General features: G+C 71.8%; 12 protein-coding genes and 1 tRNA gene. 8 read left to right on the forward strand and 5 right to left on the reverse strand.

Going from position 1 to position 16230, the window contains the following annotated elements; translation table 11 throughout:
- Positions 1–62: 62 nt before the first annotated feature.
- On the forward strand, positions 63–1892 hold the full coding sequence (locus tag VF139_10595) for a tetratricopeptide repeat protein (GenBank protein ID HEX6851839.1): 1830 nt from the start codon (positions 63–65) through the stop codon (positions 1890–1892).
- Positions 1893–1935: 43 nt separating this feature from the next.
- Here VF139_10595 and purH read toward each other — a convergent pair whose 3' ends face one another.
- Genes purH through VF139_10615 form a run of 4 tightly spaced genes read right to left on the reverse strand, consistent with a single transcriptional unit; the run spans position 1936 to position 5612 of the window.
- A complete protein-coding gene (gene purH / locus VF139_10600; protein ID HEX6851840.1) occupies positions 1936–3486 on the reverse strand; it encodes a bifunctional phosphoribosylaminoimidazolecarboxamide formyltransferase/IMP cyclohydrolase in 1551 nt (516 codons plus the stop codon).
- A 1-nt stretch (position 3487) separates the two neighbouring features.
- Positions 3488–4234, reverse strand: coding sequence for a hypothetical protein (locus VF139_10605; GenBank protein HEX6851841.1), 747 nt, complete (start codon positions 4232–4234; stop codon positions 3488–3490).
- An 11-nt stretch (positions 4235–4245) separates the two neighbouring features.
- Complete coding sequence (locus VF139_10610) at positions 4246–5022, reverse strand: tetratricopeptide repeat protein (GenBank protein ID HEX6851842.1); 777 nt, start codon at positions 5020–5022, stop codon at positions 4246–4248.
- Positions 5023–5042: 20 nt separating this feature from the next.
- On the reverse strand, positions 5043–5612 hold the full coding sequence (locus VF139_10615; GenBank protein HEX6851843.1) for an MXAN_5187 C-terminal domain-containing protein: 570 nt from the start codon (positions 5610–5612) through the stop codon (positions 5043–5045).
- 74 nt (positions 5613–5686) lie between these two features.
- Here VF139_10615 and selA point away from each other — a divergent pair, with 74 nt between their 5' ends.
- From selA to VF139_10640, 5 genes are all read left to right on the forward strand, one after another.
- Positions 5687–7105 (forward strand): L-seryl-tRNA(Sec) selenium transferase, encoded by a 1419-nt coding sequence (gene selA, locus VF139_10620; protein HEX6851844.1) that lies wholly within the window; start codon positions 5687–5689, stop codon positions 7103–7105.
- A gap of 84 nt (positions 7106–7189) precedes the next feature.
- The gene (locus VF139_10625; protein HEX6851845.1) at positions 7190–10576 is read left to right on the forward strand and encodes a tetratricopeptide repeat-containing serine/threonine-protein kinase; all 3387 of its coding nucleotides are present in this window, start codon (positions 7190–7192) and stop codon (positions 10574–10576) included.
- Between the two features lie 25 nt (positions 10577–10601).
- A complete protein-coding gene (locus VF139_10630) occupies positions 10602–11237 on the forward strand; it encodes a hypothetical protein (GenBank protein HEX6851846.1) in 636 nt (211 codons plus the stop codon).
- Positions 11238–11305: 68 nt separating this feature from the next.
- Entirely contained in the window at positions 11306–12397 is a 1092-nt protein-coding gene (locus tag VF139_10635; GenBank protein HEX6851847.1) for a hypothetical protein, read from the forward strand.
- Entirely contained in the window at positions 12394–14640 is a 2247-nt protein-coding gene (locus tag VF139_10640) for a hypothetical protein (protein HEX6851848.1), read from the forward strand. Before VF139_10635 ends, VF139_10640 begins: the two co-directional genes overlap by 4 nt.
- Here the strand turns inward: VF139_10640 and ychF are convergent.
- The gene (gene ychF, locus VF139_10645; protein HEX6851849.1) at positions 14630–15703 is read right to left on the reverse strand and encodes a redox-regulated ATPase YchF; all 1074 of its coding nucleotides are present in this window, start codon (positions 15701–15703) and stop codon (positions 14630–14632) included. The two genes, VF139_10640 and ychF, sit on opposite strands and share 11 nt — an antisense overlap.
- Before the next feature lie 67 nt (positions 15704–15770).
- Here ychF and VF139_10650 point away from each other — a divergent pair.
- Positions 15771–15845, forward strand: a tRNA-Pro gene (locus VF139_10650).
- Positions 15846–15923: 78 nt separating this feature from the next.
- A partial coding sequence (locus VF139_10655) for a hypothetical protein (GenBank protein HEX6851850.1) occupies positions 15924–16230 on the forward strand: 307 nt, incomplete at its 3' end.

Below are 16230 nucleotides of genomic sequence, written 5' to 3' on the forward strand. Positions count from 1 at the left end.
ATATTCCGTGCGGTTTCGCGCCCGCGACCGCGTGGTGGCGGGGAAACCGGGGATCGAGGGGCATGAGTACGGAACGCGCCGACCAGCTGCACCAGCAGGCCTCCGAGCATTACCTCCAGGGGGAGTACGCGCAGGCGATCGCCGCGTGGCGTCAGCTCCTCGAGCTCGACCCCGCCAACGAGCAGGCGCTCGAAGGGGTCCGGATGTCCGCGCTGCTCTCGGAAGGGGACGGCGGGGCGACGCCGGCGGTTTCGCCGGCCGCGCCGGCGGACGCCACCGCCCCCGCCCCCGACTTCGAGATCGACCTGGGACTGAAGGTGTTCGACTCGATTCCCAAGCCGGGCGCCCCCGCCCGTCCGTCCAACCCCAACGAAACGATGATGCTCGACCGGTCGGCGGTCGAAGGGATGCTGCGCGAAGGGGCGCGCGAGGCGGAGGATGCGCCGGAGCGGCTCTCCAAGCCCGCCCCCGCGGTCATGCAGGAGGTCCCCGGGTTCGACTTCGGCGACCTCGACGATTTGAGCGCGATCCCGCTCGCCGCGGCGCCCGGGGTCGAGCCGCCCTCCCCCGGGGCGACCGACGCGCCGGTGGGCGCGTTCGACGAGGGGAACGCGGAAGCGGTGGGCCTCGCCCCGGTCGTGGAGGAGCACCGGCCGCACGTGAACGCCGCGAACGCCTCGGCCGAGCTCGTGAAACGCGTCCAGGATCTCCTCGCGGAAGCCAGGGCCAAGGTCGACGCGGGCGAGCGCGAGGAGGCGCTCGGCATCCTCGCGCGGGTGTTCATCCTCGACGAGGAGAACGCCGAGGCGCGCCAGCTCGAGGCGCAAATCGAGCTCGCCGCCGGGACGTCGCTCGCCGACATCGAGACCCACCTCATCGAGGGGGTCCAGGCCTTCGATCAGGGCCGGCACGAGGAGGCGAAGGTCCATTTCCGCGCCGTCCTCGACGCGCACCCCGAGCACCGCGAGGCGCTGCACTACCTCGAGAAGATCCAGGAGCAGGAGGCTTCGTTCGGGGACATCCCCGAGGACCTTCTCGCCTCGGCCCCCGGCGTCGCCGGCGCTCCCGTGGCCTCCCCTCCGGAATCGGTGGAGCCGGCGATCGAGCCGGCCGCGCGTCCCAAGCGGCCTTCGCGCGCCGAGACGCCGGTGGCCCCCGCCGCCCCCGCGATGCCGACGCCGTCCCGCCGATCGTTCGTCCTGTCCCCCAAGCTCCTCGGCGCGGTGGTCGGGCTCGCGGTCCTCGGCGCGGCGGCGTGGTTCGTCCCCAAGATGCTCTCCGCCGACGGCGGCACGTCGACCGCGGCGGCGCCTCCGACCGCCGCCGCTGCGCTCCCGCGCCCGGCGAAACCCGCGGCGCCCCCCGCTCCGGCCGCCCCGGCCCCCGCTCCCGTCCCCGCGATGACCCTCGACCAGGCGATGGCGAAGGCGCGCACCGCGATGGCCGCCTCCGACTACGGCGCGGCTGTGATCGCGTACAAGGCGGCGCTCGACCTCGACAAGACCAATATCGAGGCGCTCGAAGGGATCCGTCAGGCCGGGGACGCCTACAAGGCGCAGAAGGCCGAGCAGGAGCAGTTCGACCGCGTCGCCATGGCCTTCAAGGAAGGGGAGTTCGCCTCCGGCCTGCGCCTGCTGTACCGCCTTCCCCCGACGGTCGATCGCGGCCGCGTCGATCGGTACAAGGCCGACGGCTGGTTCAACCTGGGCGTCGTGGCGCTCCGGGCCGGCGACGTGAGCGCGGCGATCGGGCACTTCGAGGACGCGCTGGCGATCCGACCGGACCCCGACGCCACGAAGTGGCGGTCGTTCGCGCAGCGTTACCGCGACCTCCCGAAGGACCGCGGCTTCTACGACGCCGTCGAGGCCATCCCGTTCCGCCAGATCGAGTAGCCGTCGCCGGGCGCCGGCGTTTCGCGTCCTCGGATGCGAAACGTCAGTGCCGGAAGTGGCGGCGGCCGACGAGGATCATCGCGAGTCCGCGCTCGTCGGCGGCGGCGATGACCTCGTCGTCGCGGATCGACCCGCCGGGCTGGACGACCGCGGCGATCCCGGCCTGGGCCGCGACGTCGAGGCCGTCGCGGAAGGGGAAGAAGGCGTCCGAGGCCATGACGGCGCCTTTCAGCGGCTCGTTGGCCTTCTGGATCGCGATGCGCGCGGAGTCGACGCGGCTCATCTGGCCGGCGCCCACCCCCACGGTGCGGTCCTCGAACGCGTAGACGATCGCGTTCGACTTCACGTGGCGGACGACGCACCACGCGAACTCGAGGGCGCGCCACTCCGCTTCGGTCGGCGCGCGTTTCGTCGCGACCTTCGCGTCGCGGAGGGTGCCGTCGGCCGCGTCCCAGTCCTGGACGAGCAGGCCGCCGTCCACCCGCCGGAGGTCGAACCCCCGCCTGCCCGCGGCGAACGGCCCGGCGGCGAGGACGCGCAGGTTCTTCTTCTTCGCGAGGACGGCGAGCGCGTCGTCGGTGAACGACGGGGCGATCACCCCCTCGTAGAACGCCTCCGCGATCGCCGCGGCCGCGTCCGCGTCCACCGCGCGCGGGAAGGCGAGGACGCCGCCGAAGGCGCTCGTCGGGTCGCACGCGAGGGCGCGGCGGAACGACGCGACCGGGGAGTCTCCGAAGGCGGTGCCGCAGGGATTCCCGTGCTTGACGATGACGCAGCCGAAGGCGTCGCGGATCCCCTCGAGATCGGCGGCCAATCCCAAGGCGGCGTCGAAGTCGAGCAGGTTGTTGAACGAGAGCGGTTTCCCCTGGAGCTGGCGCGCGGCGCCGACCCCGACCGCGGAGCCGTCGCGGTAGAAGGCGGCCTTCTGGTGGGGGTTCTCGCCGTACACGAGATCGGCCTGCTTCACGAACGAAAGGTCGAGCCGCTCGGGGAAGTCGACCCCGGGTCCGGCGAGGTAGTCGGCGACGGCGCGGTCGTACCGCGCGGTGTGGTCGAAGGCCCGCGCGGCCAGGCGGCGCCGCGTCGCGGGGGACAACCCGCCGTGCTCGCGCAGCTCGGCGAGGACCGTCGGGTAGTCGGACGGCTCGACGAGGACGCCGACGTCGTCGTGGTTCTTCGCGGCGGCGCGCAGCATCGCGGGGCCGCCGATGTCGATCATCTCGACGACCTCGTCGTCGGTCGCCGACTCCCGGTCGCGGGTCTTCTCGAACGGGTAGAGGTTCACCACGAGCAGGTCGATCGGTGCGATCCCGTGCGCCGCCATCTGGGCGACGTGTTCGGGGTTCGCGCGGCGGCCGAGCAGGCCGCCGTGGATCGCGGGGTGGAGCGTCTTCACCCGGCCGTCGAGGATCTCGGGGAACCCCGTGTGGTCCGACACCTTGACCACGGGAACGCCGCCTTCGGCGAGGAGCTTCGCGGTCCCGCCGGTCGAGAGGATCTCGACGCCGAGCGCGTGAAGGCCGCGGGCCAGGTCGAGCACCCCGTCCTTCTCGAACGTGCTGACGAGCGCGCGGTGGACCGGGGAGAACGCCATCTCAACGACCTCCGGATCGGGAGTTCAGGTAGGGAGTCGCGCCGAGATCCCCGCCCGCGTCGCGCCAGCAGCGCAGCCACGATCGGACGACGTAGTTCACGCTGCGGGAATAGGCGAGCGAGGCGATCGCGAAGGGGACCGACCGGTCGTCGAAGGCGACCGGATCGGGAGGGTCCCCGGCGGCGGCGTAGGCGCGGACGAGGTTCGCGTCGTCGCCGGCGGCTTCCGCGGCGATCCGCCGCGAGAAGGCGGCGACGTCCCCCCGGTCGAGGTCCGCGTCCTCGTGGCCGAGGAAGACGAGCGGGAACTTGGGCATCCGGGAGGCCGCGAACTTCGAGAAATGCGCGTAGCGGATCCCGGCGTCGGGGGCGGCTCCCGGCGGGAAGGCGGCGTCGCTGACGTAGTGGGCGAGGGTCCCGAAGCGCGACGCGATGGTGTCGAACGCCATCGGCTCGCGAACCGACGCCACGAGATCCGCGGCCGCGCGCGCGGTCGTCGCGTCGAGGGTTCCTCCGGCTCCACGCGGCGCGTGCGCGGGGGCGTCCTCGGTCGTCATCGGTTCGAGCGCGCCGCGGCGCACGGCGTCCCGATGGTGCTCGAGCGCCAGGCGAAGCGACGGGGGCATGAACCGGATCGCCTCGTCGACGATCTGCAGGCGCGTCGCGGGATCCCACGCGCGCGCGACGGGCGCCGCGAGGAGGAGCAGGAACGGGAGGAGCAGGCGCGGGCTCGGGCGCACGGGCGTCATCGCCCCGCACCTTACTTCTTCGCGCCGCCTTTGTCCTGAACCGTGATCAACGGGAGCGAGAGCGCCCCCGACTGCGTCTGGGCGAGCAGGAGCTTCACGACGAGCATCCGGTCGTTGCCGACGACCTGCGGGTTGACGCGCGGGTCGGCGAGCTTCGGATCGAGGATCAGCGCGCGGCGGAAGGCCTCGAGACCGTCGTCGTATTTCTCCTGCGCGTCGAGGACGGTGCCGAGGTTGTAATACGCGAGCGCGTTCGCGGGGTCGATCTCGATCGCGCGCTGGAACGCCGACTCCGCGGAGCCGAACTGCCGGAGCGCGCGCTGCATCGTGCCGAGGTTGAGCCAGTAGGTGGCGTTGGCGCCGTCGAGCTTGACCGCCGCGCGCTGGAACTCGATCGCCTGGCCGACGAGGCCGCGGTAGGCGACGTACGCCGCGAAGTCGTTGAGCTGCGGGGCCGTCGCCGTCCCGCGATCGACGAGATCGAGGTAGGGGATCGCCTGGGGGTCCTTGCCGAGCGAGGTCACCCGCAGGCGCGCGACGGTCTTCTCGAGCCCGAGCGACGCGCCGGCCGTCGCCGCCGCCTCGAGCTTCTGGGTCTGCGCGGCGGCTTCCTGCTCGGCCTTGGCCTGCTCGGTCGCGCCGTCGGAGCCGCCACCCCGCAGCTTGTTGAACCAACCCCCGGCGGCGGGATCGGGGACGGCCGCAGGGGCGGCCGCGACGGCGGGGACGACCAGGACCAGCAGCGCGGCGGCGAGGGCGCCGCGCACGGTGACGTTCGTGCGGCTCATCGAACTCCCCGGGGGCCGGATCAACGGCCCGGACGTGCCTTCAACTGGACCTTGCGGTCCTTGACCACGACGCGAAGCTCGATCTTCTCACACCCCGACTTCTCGCGCAGCCTCCCGGCCTGGGAGGCGATCCCCTTGACGAAACTCTCGAAGGAGACCGAGGACTCGGCCTCCCCGGAGCGGCGGCGCGCGTCGAGGAACTTCGCGTGGAGGACCTTCAGGTAGTCGCGGTCGCGGACCGGGTCCTGGATGTTGCAGGTGGCGACGACGCTTTCGTCCCTCGCCCCGCGGTCGGCGACGGCGGGGGCCGGACGATCCCCCTCCTCGAGGGTGCGCAGCGTCTTGGACCACAGCTCCGAAAGGCTGTTGTAGCGGCTGACGAGGGAGTTGAAGTGGAAGCGGGTCGCGTACTTTCGGATCGGCGCGTGGGAGTACCGCTTGATGATCCGCTCGAGCTCGGCCCGGAGCTCGTTGGGCTGCCGGGGGATCGAGCCGGCGAAGAACATGTCGTACTGGACCTTCAGCTGCCGGATGCCGTTCTCCAGCCGTTCGAGGTCGATTTCGACTTCGGGCGAGACGGCATCGTGCAACGCGGAACCCCTATACTCGGGCCGGCCCGAGACGACGACGACCCGCGGGGAGTATAGGTTCCTGGAGCCGGCCCATGCAATCGAACGGTGCGTCCCCGAGCGACCTCCCGTCGGTGGGGAAACTTCTAGAAACACGCCCCATCCGGGAGCTCGCGGACGAGGTGGGGATCTCCCTTGCGACCTCGCTCGTCCGCGAGATCCTCGACGAGCTCCGAACCCGCGTCCTCGCCGGGGAGATCGATCGGGGGACCCTCGAGTCGGCGTGTGAGCCGGCCGCGATCGCCCGCCGAGCGCGCAACGCCGCGACGGCGCTCCTGCGCCCCGCCCCGTCCGTGGTGATCAACGCCACCGGCGTCGTCGCCCACACCAATCTGGGCCGTTCGATCCTCTCTCCCGGGGCGGCAGGCCGGGTGGCCGAGGCGGCGGTCCGTTACCTCGACCTCGAATACGATCTCGTAACCGGCACGCGAGGCAGCCGCGGCTCCCATCTCGAGCCGCTGCTCGCGCGGTTGTTCCCGGGGTGCGCCTCGCTCGCGGTGAACAACAACGCCGCCGCGATCCTCCTCGCGCTGCGCGCCCTCGCGCGGGGGAAGGAGGTCGTCGTCTCGCGCGGCGAGCTCGTCGAGATCGGCGGATCGTTCCGAGTCCCGGACATCCTCGCCGCGTCGGGGGCGAGGCTGCGCGAGGTCGGGACGACGAACCGCACCCGCGCCGCCGACTACGAAGCGGCGCTGGGGCCGAAGACCGGCGCGATCCTCAAGGTCCACACGTCGAACTTCAAGGTCGTCGGCTTCACGGAGGAGGCGCCGATCGCCGCGCTCGCCGGGATCGCACGCGCGGCGGGGATCCCCCTGATCGTGGACTGGGGGAGCGGCGACCTCGTCGACCTCGCCCCCGTGGGGATCCACGACGAGGTTCCCGTCCGCCGGCTGCTCGAGGATGGCGCCTCGGTCGTGACCTTCAGCGGGGACAAGCTCCTGGGCGGGCCGCAGGCGGGAATCGCCGTGGGGGAACGCGACCTTATCCGCGCGATGAAGCGGGACCCGCTCGCGCGCGCGCTCCGTCTCGATCGGCTGCTGACCGCGGCGCTCCACGAGACCCTCGCGAGCTACGTTCGCGGGCGCGCGCTCGACGAGGTGCCGACCCTGCGCATGCTCGCGCTGCCGAAAGAGCGCGTCGCCGCGCGCGCCCGCGCCCTCGTCGACGCGCTCGGGGGAGCGCAGGGGGTCTCGATCGTGGACGGCGTGTCGCGGCCGGGAGGAGGGTCCTCCCCCGTCGGGGAGATCCCGACCGCACTGATCGCGGTCGAGCGCTCCGGGGGGGAGCTCGTCCGCATCGAGCGCGCGCTGCGCCGGGGCGAGCCGTCGATCGTGGCGCGGATCCAGGACGGGGTGTTGCTGCTCGACCTGCGGACCGTCCTCGAGGACGAGGACCCGATCGTGGCGACCCGACTGCGCGAGGAGCTCCTGCGAGCCCGCGGCGCGAAAAAATAGTCTGGCGCGCGGCCTCCCGCGCCCCCTCTATTCCCACCATGAGATCCGGTTGTCCCGGGAGCGGCTCGGGACGTGGGGGGTGGGGTGCCTGCCGAGTCGCCGCCTCACGACGAACACACCGGGCGCCGCATCGGCGCCTACGACGTCCTCGAGCTCCTCGGCCGCGGGGGGATGGGCGAGGTGTATCGCGGCTGGGACACGAAGCTGCGACGCGAGGTGGCCCTCAAGGCGCTCCCGACCGAGCTCCTCGCGGACGACCGGGCGCGCGCCAGGTTCCTGCGGGAGACGCGTCTAGCCTGCCGGGTCGTCCACCCTTACGTCGCGACGGTCTTCGACGTCGTGGAGGACGAGGATCGTCCCTGGATCGTGATGGAGCGGATCGAGGGGCGGCGCCTCGATCACTTCCTCGCGGACGACGCGCCCGCGCTCGCCGAGGTCGCCCGGCTCGGCCTCGAGGTCGCCGAGGCCCTGCAGGCGATCCACGGCTCCGGGCTCGTCCACCGGGACCTGAAGCCCGGCAACGTGATGGTCACGACGGCGGGGCACGTCAAGGTGATGGACTTCGGCGTCGCCTATCCGCTGCGCGTGCTGGAGCCACCCGGCGGGGACACGGCCTCCGGAAGCACGGAGCCGTCGCTGACCGGCGAGGGTTACGGCGTCGGGACCGTCGCGTACATGTCCCCGGAGCAGGTACGGGGCGCCGAGGTGGATCCTCGCAGCGACCTCTTCTCCCTGGGCATCCTCCTTTACGAGGCGATCACCGGGGAGCACCCGTTCCAGCGGGAGTCGATCTGGGCGACGGCCTCGGCGATCGTGAACGACCCTCCGGGGACGGGGCCGGAGCCCCGGACGCTGACGGAGTCCGGGCCGCTGCGGCGCGTGGTCATCCAGCTCCTCGAGAAGGACCCTGCGCGCCGGCCGCAATCGAGCGACGAAGTCGTCCGGCAGCTTCGCGCGATCGTGCGCGGGGAGCCGTTGCCCGTGCCCTCCGAAGAGGCCGCCCCGGCCGGCGTGCGTCGGGCGGTGATCGCCGCGGTCGTCGTCGTGGCGGCGGCGTTCGTCGTGTACCGACTGTGGACCGGGACGCCGCCCGCGACGGGCCGTCCGACCGTCGCCGTCCTCCCCTTCGAGGACCGGACCGGGGAGGCGGGGGAGACCGATCGCGGGGACATGCTCGCCGACCTGCTCGCCGCCGACCTCGGCCGGGGCGCCGTGCGCGCGGTCGGACGCGAACGGCTCCAGCCGGCCCTCGCGGGGATCGGCGCGTCCGGGGCGGGGGTGTTTCCGGAGGTGGGGCGGCTGACCGGCGCGGCGTGGATCGTGACGGGGCAGCTCTACCGCGAGGGCGCGAGTTATCACGCGGCGTACGCGGTGCGCAGGACCGGCGCCAGCTCGAGCTCCGCTTCCTTCAAGGCGTCGGCCGGCTCGGTCACCGCCCTCGCCGATCTGATGCGTCCGAAGATCCTCGAGACGATCGCGCCCGACGCGACGCGCGCTCAGCGGGAGGCGCGGGCGTGGCCCGCGCGCGACGACGCCTCGGCCCTGCTCGAACAGCGCGCGCGCAGGGCGATGCGCGAGCTTCGATTCCTCGATGCGATCGACCACGCGGTGAGGGCGCTCGAGCTCGAACCGGACTACCTGCCCGCCGCGCTCGTGCACGCGCGGGCCCTCGACGCAGCGGGATTCGGCAAACGCGCGCTCGCCGCCGCGGAGCGGGCGTTGCGGATCGCGCGCCGGCCCGGCGCCGCGCCGGGGAGCGTCTGGAGCATGGAGGCCGCGGCGGTCGACGCGAGGATCCGCGATCGCCTTTCGGAGGCGGTCGAGCTGCGCCGCGGGCTGGCCGAGGGCGCCTCGGACGACCCGGAGGCATGGCTCGAGCTCGCTTCGACGCTGCGGGCCGCGGGGAAGCTCGACGAGGCGACGGCGGCCGCCGAGAAAGCCGAGGCGCTCGATCCGAGGGACGCACGGGTGTTCATCGTGCGGGCGAAGGTGGCGGTGGCGCAGGGGAAGTTCCCGGAGGCTCAGGCGCGGCTGGACAAGGCAGAAGCGCTGTTCGCGGAGGTGGGGAGCGCGGAAGGGGCGGCGTCGGTCGCCTACGAGCGGGGGAGCCTCGAGCGCGGGCGCTCGGATCAACAGGCGGCCAAGCTTCGGTACGAGGACGCCGAGCGGCGCTACCGCGAAGCCGAGTTCGAGGGGGGAGTGGCACGAGCCCAGGCGGCGGGGGCGATGGCGGCGATCTTCCTCGGTCGCTTCGCCGAGGCGGCGCCGTTGTGCGAGACCGCGAGCCGGTCGGCGCGTGCCCGCGGGGATTTCCGCCTCGCGATCGAGGTCCGCGGCGCGGTCGGGGCGGCGCTTTACGCGAGAGGGGACACCTCGGGTGCGGAGCGTTACCTGCGCGAGGCGGTCTCCGACGCCTCGGCCCTCGAGAACGACGCCTTGAGGCTGAATCCGCTCGTCAACCTGGCGGGCCTTCTCGCCGGCACCGGGCGCGCGGGGGAGGGCGCGTTGCTCGCGAGCGACGTGCTGGCGCTCGCCCGTTCCCGGGGAAGGAAGGACCTCGAGTGCGTGGCCCGGACCCTCCTGGCCGACGCGGCCTACCAGATGGGGCGGCTGGGAGAGGCGATCGAGGAGTACGAGGCGGCCGAGTTGATCGCGGCAGGGGGCGGAGTCTCGCCCGACCAGCGATTCGGCGTGCTCGAGTACCTCACCGAGGCGCTCGACTGGACCTGCGACTCCGGCCGTGCGCTCGACACGAATCGCCGCGCTCTCGAGGTGGCGGCGGCGGGCGACCAACGCATGCTCCGGGCCTACGGGCTGCTCCGTCGCGCGGAGCTGCGTGGGGGGATCGGCGATTTCGAAGGCGCCGACCTCGACCTGACCGAGACCGAAGGGTTGATCGGTAGCGAGGGGGACGAGTTGCTCGACATGAAGCCCCGCGTGCAGCTCGCGCGCGCGACGCTCGAGGTCTACGCGGGGTCGCTCGGTCGCGCGCAGTCCCCGCTCGGGAAGATCGTCGCGGAGGGCGAATCGACCGGGGCGCACGGCGTCGAGATGGCGGCGAGACTGACGACGGCCCTCGCGGCGCTCGAGCGTGGCGACCCGCGGTCCGCGGTGCGGCAGGCGGAGCGCGTCCTCGGATCGAAACGCGCCACCGTTCCCGAGCGGGCCCGGGCTCGCAGCCTGCTGGCTCGCTCGCTGGCGTCGGCGCGCCAGTTCGAGCGCGCCGCCGCGGAGGCCCGCGCGGCCCTCGACGAGGGCGCGGCGATCGGGATCCCGCTGGTCGTCGCGGAGTCATCGGCGGTCCTCGTGTCGCTGCCCCCGGCCGCGCGTCCCGCGGGCGTCGGCGCCCTGCGCGAGGACGGCCTGCGCGCCCTGGCGACGTGCGAGTCGGCGGTCCCCGAGGCGCGACGGGGCGACTACAGGCGGCGTGCCGATCTCGAGATGCTCTTCAGCGTGCTGCGAGGCTCGTGAAGCCCGAAACGTGGAGGTGACGATCATGGCGGAAGGTGCGTGGAAGACCTGGCTCCCGTGGTTCGTGGTCGTGATCCTGGTGATCATCGTCGTGTGGAAGGGCGGATCCGACTCGGGTCTCGCGGACCGCGTGGCCGAGGTCGAGAAGTGCTGTAATGAGCTCAAGGACTGCTGTGAGGACGGCGGTCCGGGTCGCAAGCCCATCATCGTCCTGGATCCGCCTTCGACCGGAACGCTGACTGCGATCTGGTCGGTCGACGGCACGACCTTGACCACCGCGGCGCAGTGGGGGGACTCCGGGGAGCTCAACGAGGGGGCGTTCGGCGAGATCGCGATGTTCGGCGCGACCGACACCGCGGGCGGGAGCGAGTTCGTCGCTTCGAGCATGACGCTCGTCCTCACGGACGATGACGCGGCGAGCCATACCCTCGTCGTGGAGCGGACGCCCACGGATCACCTCTCCTGGACGCTCGACGGCAACGCCCTGCTCGCGTGCGACACGACGAGCGGCAACGGAGTACCCGACTGCAAGGCGGGGTCGCTCGGCCTGCCCCCGGAATTGAAGGGCACGATCACCGCGCTCACGACCGTTCCGCCGACGCCGGCGCCGGGCTCGGGGGTCGTCACGACCGTCGACCGGGTCCGCCTGCAGACCCGGTAGTGGGCACCGGATCTCTTGGATCGGTCGTCGCCGCACTGGCCGCGAGCGCCGGGCTCGCTGCCGGTGTGGTGACGCCGCCCGACGTCCTGCGGTTCTCCGAGAACCTGCACGGCGCCTACCGCGGGGTCGGCTACGATCGCGATCGCGCGCGCGTGGTGGTCGCGACGGACCGCGGGCTCTACCTCATCGACCCGCGCGGCGGCGGGCCGCTCGCCGGGGCGGTGACGCCGGTCCCGCTCGAGGGTTGGAGCGAGTCGAAGCGGCTCACGCCTTGCCGGGACGGCGGCATCGTCGTCGCGGCCCAGGCGGGCGAGGACGGAATCACCCGACTCGACGTGCACGCGCTGAGCGGCGGCCTCGAGGCGCGCATCGAGGCACCCTCTGGGCGGCCGTTCCGTTCTTTCGTACTCGGGGGGCCGGGGCGGGCCATTGCGACGGTGACCGCGTGCGCCACGCAACGCTGGTGTTGGCAGTTGTGGACCCGTGGCGGCACGAACGCAGGCCAGTTCGAGACGGCAGCGGGAGTCAAGGCGGGCTTCGACCCCACGGGGGAGCGCCTTCTGGTGGTCTGGGACGATCACGTCGAGGTTCGGGACGGGCGTGGCGCGGTCGTCGGTAAGACGATCCAGGGTGCCTTTCACAAGGCGGCGATGTCGGATATGGCCCGTGTCCTCGTTCTCAACCGTGACGACGATCGGACGCGGGTCGTCGTCATGAAGGACGGCCGCTCCGTTTCTCATGCCTTCGACGCGATTGTCCACGGCGTCGCGGTCGCGCCGGACGGCCGATCGGCGTGGGCGTGGTTTCGCGGCGGCGTGATCCGTTCGATCGACGTGGAGGCCGGAACGGTCGGGAAGGCGATCTCCGTGGCGGAGTCGTCACGCGAGAGTCTGGAGGTGACCTCCTTGGTCGCCGAAGACCGGGGCACGGCGCTCGTGGGATTCGCGACGCGGCCCGCGGGGACGGAGGTCTTCAACGGGGGACGGATCGCCCGGATCGACCCCAAGGACGTCCTTTGGCGACAGGAATTCGCGACCCCGAGCCCCACCGCCTTCTTCCCCGCGGCGCTGCCCGCAGGAGGCGTCGCCATCGCCTGGAACCGCGAGGCTCTTGCCGTCGTCAAGCAGGACATGACGAAATCGAAGAGGAAACGTCGATGACGCGAACCGCGCTCGCTGTCCTTGTCGTCGTGGCGGGGGCCTGCAGCGGCGCGCTTCCCGCGTCGGCGCAGGGCTGGCCGATCGAGCCCCACGACCGCCCTCATCACCTGCTCTCGACGTTCGAGTACATGGACTACAGCTCGACGGACTACTACTGGCACCGTGGGCTCGACATCTTCGCGCCATCGGTCGACGAGCCCGGTGCGCCTTGGGTGATCGCGACCGTCGACTCCTGGATCGACAAGAACGACGGACTGGAGTGCGATCCAGCGGCATTCCCCCCTCTCAATATCGGCTGCCTCGGTCCCTCAGCCAACGGATGCTGGGCCACGCTCCGGTACTTGGGAGAGAAACACGTCTACGGTCACCTCGAGTGCGCTTCGTACGATTGGGATTTCCTGGCGCGGTGGATCGCGTCTTCCAACGTCACCGCGCACCAAAAGATCGGAAAGCTCCAGAAGTGGGACGACGCCTGCTCCACCGACGGTCCGTTCAAGGGCGTTCACCCGACGCACCTCCATCTGGAGCGGAAGGATGCGAAGACGGGCAGGCTGCTCACCCCGAGCGACCTCACTCTGCCATATGGCACGGCAGAGAGTCCTCCCAACATCACGGGGGTTTGGTTCGTGGGCGACGACTCCGGCCTGTCCTCGTCCGCTCCCTGGAGCCTGTTCGCGCCGTCGTCGTCCGGGACGTGCACGGGCGTGAATGGAGCCGTGGACGTCGTCGTCGGCCACGAGTCCCGCCACCGAGCCGGGGAGCCGGCGCGGCCGGGCGACAACCTGGGCGTGCGTCAAGTGCGCTGGAAGGCTTGCGGCGGCGCGGACCCGGACTGTGCATGGAGCGACGCCCTCGACGCCTCGTCGATCGACGCCGCCTGGGTGGACTGGGACGACCTGGTCAGCACCACCTACAGCAGGCGCCATCCGCTGGTGAGCGATGACCTTTGGCTGTGCGGCGACAACGAGTTCTATACGATCGCGACGAATGTCATCGATGTCGGAGGAACGCTCCAGCCAGACAAATCGGGCGTCTGGAAACCACCGAGTCCGGCGCTGCCGTCGGCGGACACACAACACGTCACGGTCACGGTCGAGGTCGAGGACTTCGCCGGGGCGAGCGCCGCGCGGCTCTTGCCCGTTTGCACGCGTGATCCGGCGTCGGGCGGTGTCGCGAAGCTGCTCATCCGGGATTGCGAATCGGACGACGGCGCCGAGCCGTCGAATCCGTCGCGCTGCGAGCTCTGGACCGAGAGCCCCGACATCGTCGTCGACGATGGGGGCGCCGCGACGCCGCTGTCGTACGCGATCCTCGTCTGCATGCGCAACGTCGGCAACGCCTCGATCGACCCGCTCTCGACGATCACGGTCACCGCCACCACGCGCTCGTCGGCGACCGGGGCGACCTTCTCGGTGCGCGCGGACCCGACGGTCGCCTCCCTCGGCACACGAAGCGGGGGCGCTCCCTCGGCTCCGGGGTGGTCGCCCGGGGAGGAGCGATGCGCGACGCTCGAGCTCCTGGCCACGGTTCCCGCGCCGTGGCGGTCGCACGACCTCCTCGAGGTCGCCGTAGAACGCACCGACGACGTCGCCAACACCCATGCGGCGGTGAGCTACGACAACAACCGTGCCCAGCAGAAGGTGGACTTCACCGCTCCGGCGACCGTCGTCGACCTCTCCCGCACCGACACGCTCCCCGAGGACATGGCGGGCGGGCCGCCGCAGGCGGCGAGCGTGATCCTGGAGATGCTCGATCGATACTGGGAACGACCCCGCAAGCCGCTCCTGCCCGCGGGCGACCGCCGACCGGCGTGGGTCGTTCAGGTCTTCGTCGGGCCCGGCCTCGTGTTCGAGCCCCCGGAGGGCGGCATCGTCCTCGGCGCCATGACCCCGGAGACCTACGCCGCCTGGGACGGGGCGCGGCCGCTCGTGCCGGGGGATCCGGAGCTGATTCTGGCGGGCGGCGAACTCGCGCCGGTGAACCTCGCGGGCTCGCTCGACGGGTGGCGCGTGATCGAGGTGCCGCCGAGCACGCCGTTCCTGCGATTCGAGGTGCCTTCACTCGGGAAAAGAGTGCCAGTCTCGGTACGGGTCTGGCCACGCCGCGTCGAGGAGACGCCGGACGTCGCGCCCATGTTTCTGCTGCGGGTCGTCTCGCCGTCCAAGATCGACGGGCGTGCCGTCGAGTGGTTCCAGCGACGGGTGAAGCCGATTCGAGGGGGACGGGTAGCGCCTACACGTTGAACCGGAAGTGCACCACGTCCCCGTCCTGCATGACGTATTCCTTCCCCTCGAGCCGGAGGAGCCCCTTCGCCTTGCAGGCGTCCCAGCTTCCCGCCTTGACGAGGTCGTCGTAGCCGACGAGCTCGGCGCGGATGAACCCCTTCTCGATGTCGCTGTGGATGGTCCCGGCGGCGGTGCGGGCGATCGTCCCCCGCCGGATCGTCCAAGCGCGGCACTCGTCCTCGCCCGCGGTGAAGAACGAGATCCGGCCGAGCAGGCGGTACGAGGCGCGGATCATCCGGTCGAGGGCGGGCTCGTGGATCCCCAGCTCGGCGCGGAAGGCGTCGGCGTCGGCGCGCTCGAGCTGCGCGATCTCCGCCTCGATCTTCGCGGAGAGCGCGACGACCTCGGTCTTCGGGCGTTGCGGGTACGCCTCGAGGCCGAAGGCGGAGGCCCCGGCGTCGAGCTTCCCCGCGTCGGCCTCGTCGGCGTTGACGACGACGAGCAGCGGTTTCATCGAGAGGAAGGTGTAGCCGCGCAGGCGCTTCTGCTCGTCCTCGCCGAACTCGAGGTTGCGAAGGGGGGTCTCCGCCTCGAGCGCCTCGAGGCAGCGCCGGACGATCACGAGCTCCTTCTTGTCGTCGTCCTTCCCCGCCTTCTTGACGTTGAGCTCGAGCTTCTCCAGGCGCTTCTCGGCGATCGAGTGGTCGGCGAGGATCAGCTCCATCTCCATCGTCGCGACGTCGCGCGCCGGATCGGGGGCCCCCTCGGTGTGGGGAACCGACTCGTCGCGGAAGCCGCGGACGACGTGCGCGAGGGCGTCGACCGTCCGCAGCTGCTCGAGGGGGAGGTGGTCGGCGGCTTCGCCCTTCTCGACCCCGGCGATGTCCATGTACTCGACGGTCGCGGGGGTGAACTTCTTCGGGAGGTGCATCGCGGCCAGCTTGTCGAGCCGCGGGTCCGGGACCTTCGTCACCCCGAGCTGGACGCCGTCGCGCCCCTGGGGGGCGGCCGACGCCCCGGTGAGCAGGCGGAAGAGGGTGGACTTGCCGGTCAGCGGGAATCCGAACAATCCGATGCGCATGGAGCCTCACGATAGACGACGACGCAATAGACGGCGGGGGCCTTGTGGGTTACTTTTCCCGGCACCTCGGGGTGTGGCGCAGTGGTAGCGCACCTGCTTTGGGAGCAGGCGGTCGTCAGTTCGAATCTGACCACCCCGACCAGCCTCGGTGGTGGTACCTTGAGCGGGCCGAGGTTCGTGCCGCGCCGTTCCACCCCCCGACGACGCTCGAGGGGTTTGCATGCGCCGCCTACCCGCCCTGCTGGTCCTCGCGCTTCTCGCCGTCACGGCCCTCGCCGCCGACCGCGTCCCCAAGCGCCTCGTTCACGTCCGCGTCCCGTCGCCCGACCGGATCGCGGCGCTCGTCGAGGCCGGCTTCGACATCGCCGGCATGAACAAGCGGGACCAGACGGTGGGCGTGGTCGCCACCGACGACGAGATCCGCCGCCTCGAGTCGCTCGGGTTCGGCTTCACCCTCGGCCCGTCGAACGACGACCCGGTGACCATCCAGGCGCTGCAGGACTACACCGACCCCGCCGAGATGGCCG

Source organism: Candidatus Polarisedimenticolaceae bacterium, assembly GCA_036376135.1.
In the GTDB taxonomy this organism is placed as follows: domain Bacteria; phylum Acidobacteriota; class Polarisedimenticolia; order Polarisedimenticolales; family DASRJG01; genus DASVAW01.

Coding starts and splice junctions, on each gene's coding strand:
- VF139_10595 (HEX6851839.1), top strand. CDS start 63: ATGAGTACGGAACGCGCCGACCAGCTGCACCAGCAGGCCTCCGAGCAT.
- purH (HEX6851840.1), bottom strand. CDS start 3,486: ATGGCGTTCTCCCCGGTCCACCGCGCGCTCGTCAGCACGTTCGAGAAG.
- VF139_10605 (HEX6851841.1), bottom strand. CDS start 4,234: ATGACGCCCGTGCGCCCGAGCCCGCGCCTGCTCCTCCCGTTCCTGCTC.
- VF139_10610 (HEX6851842.1), bottom strand. CDS start 5,022: ATGAGCCGCACGAACGTCACCGTGCGCGGCGCCCTCGCCGCCGCGCTG.
- selA (HEX6851844.1), top strand. CDS start 5,687: ATGCAATCGAACGGTGCGTCCCCGAGCGACCTCCCGTCGGTGGGGAAA.
- VF139_10630 (HEX6851846.1), top strand. CDS start 10,602: ATGGCGGAAGGTGCGTGGAAGACCTGGCTCCCGTGGTTCGTGGTCGTG.
- VF139_10640 (HEX6851848.1), top strand. CDS start 12,394: ATGACGCGAACCGCGCTCGCTGTCCTTGTCGTCGTGGCGGGGGCCTGC.
- ychF (HEX6851849.1), bottom strand. CDS start 15,703: ATGCGCATCGGATTGTTCGGATTCCCGCTGACCGGCAAGTCCACCCTC.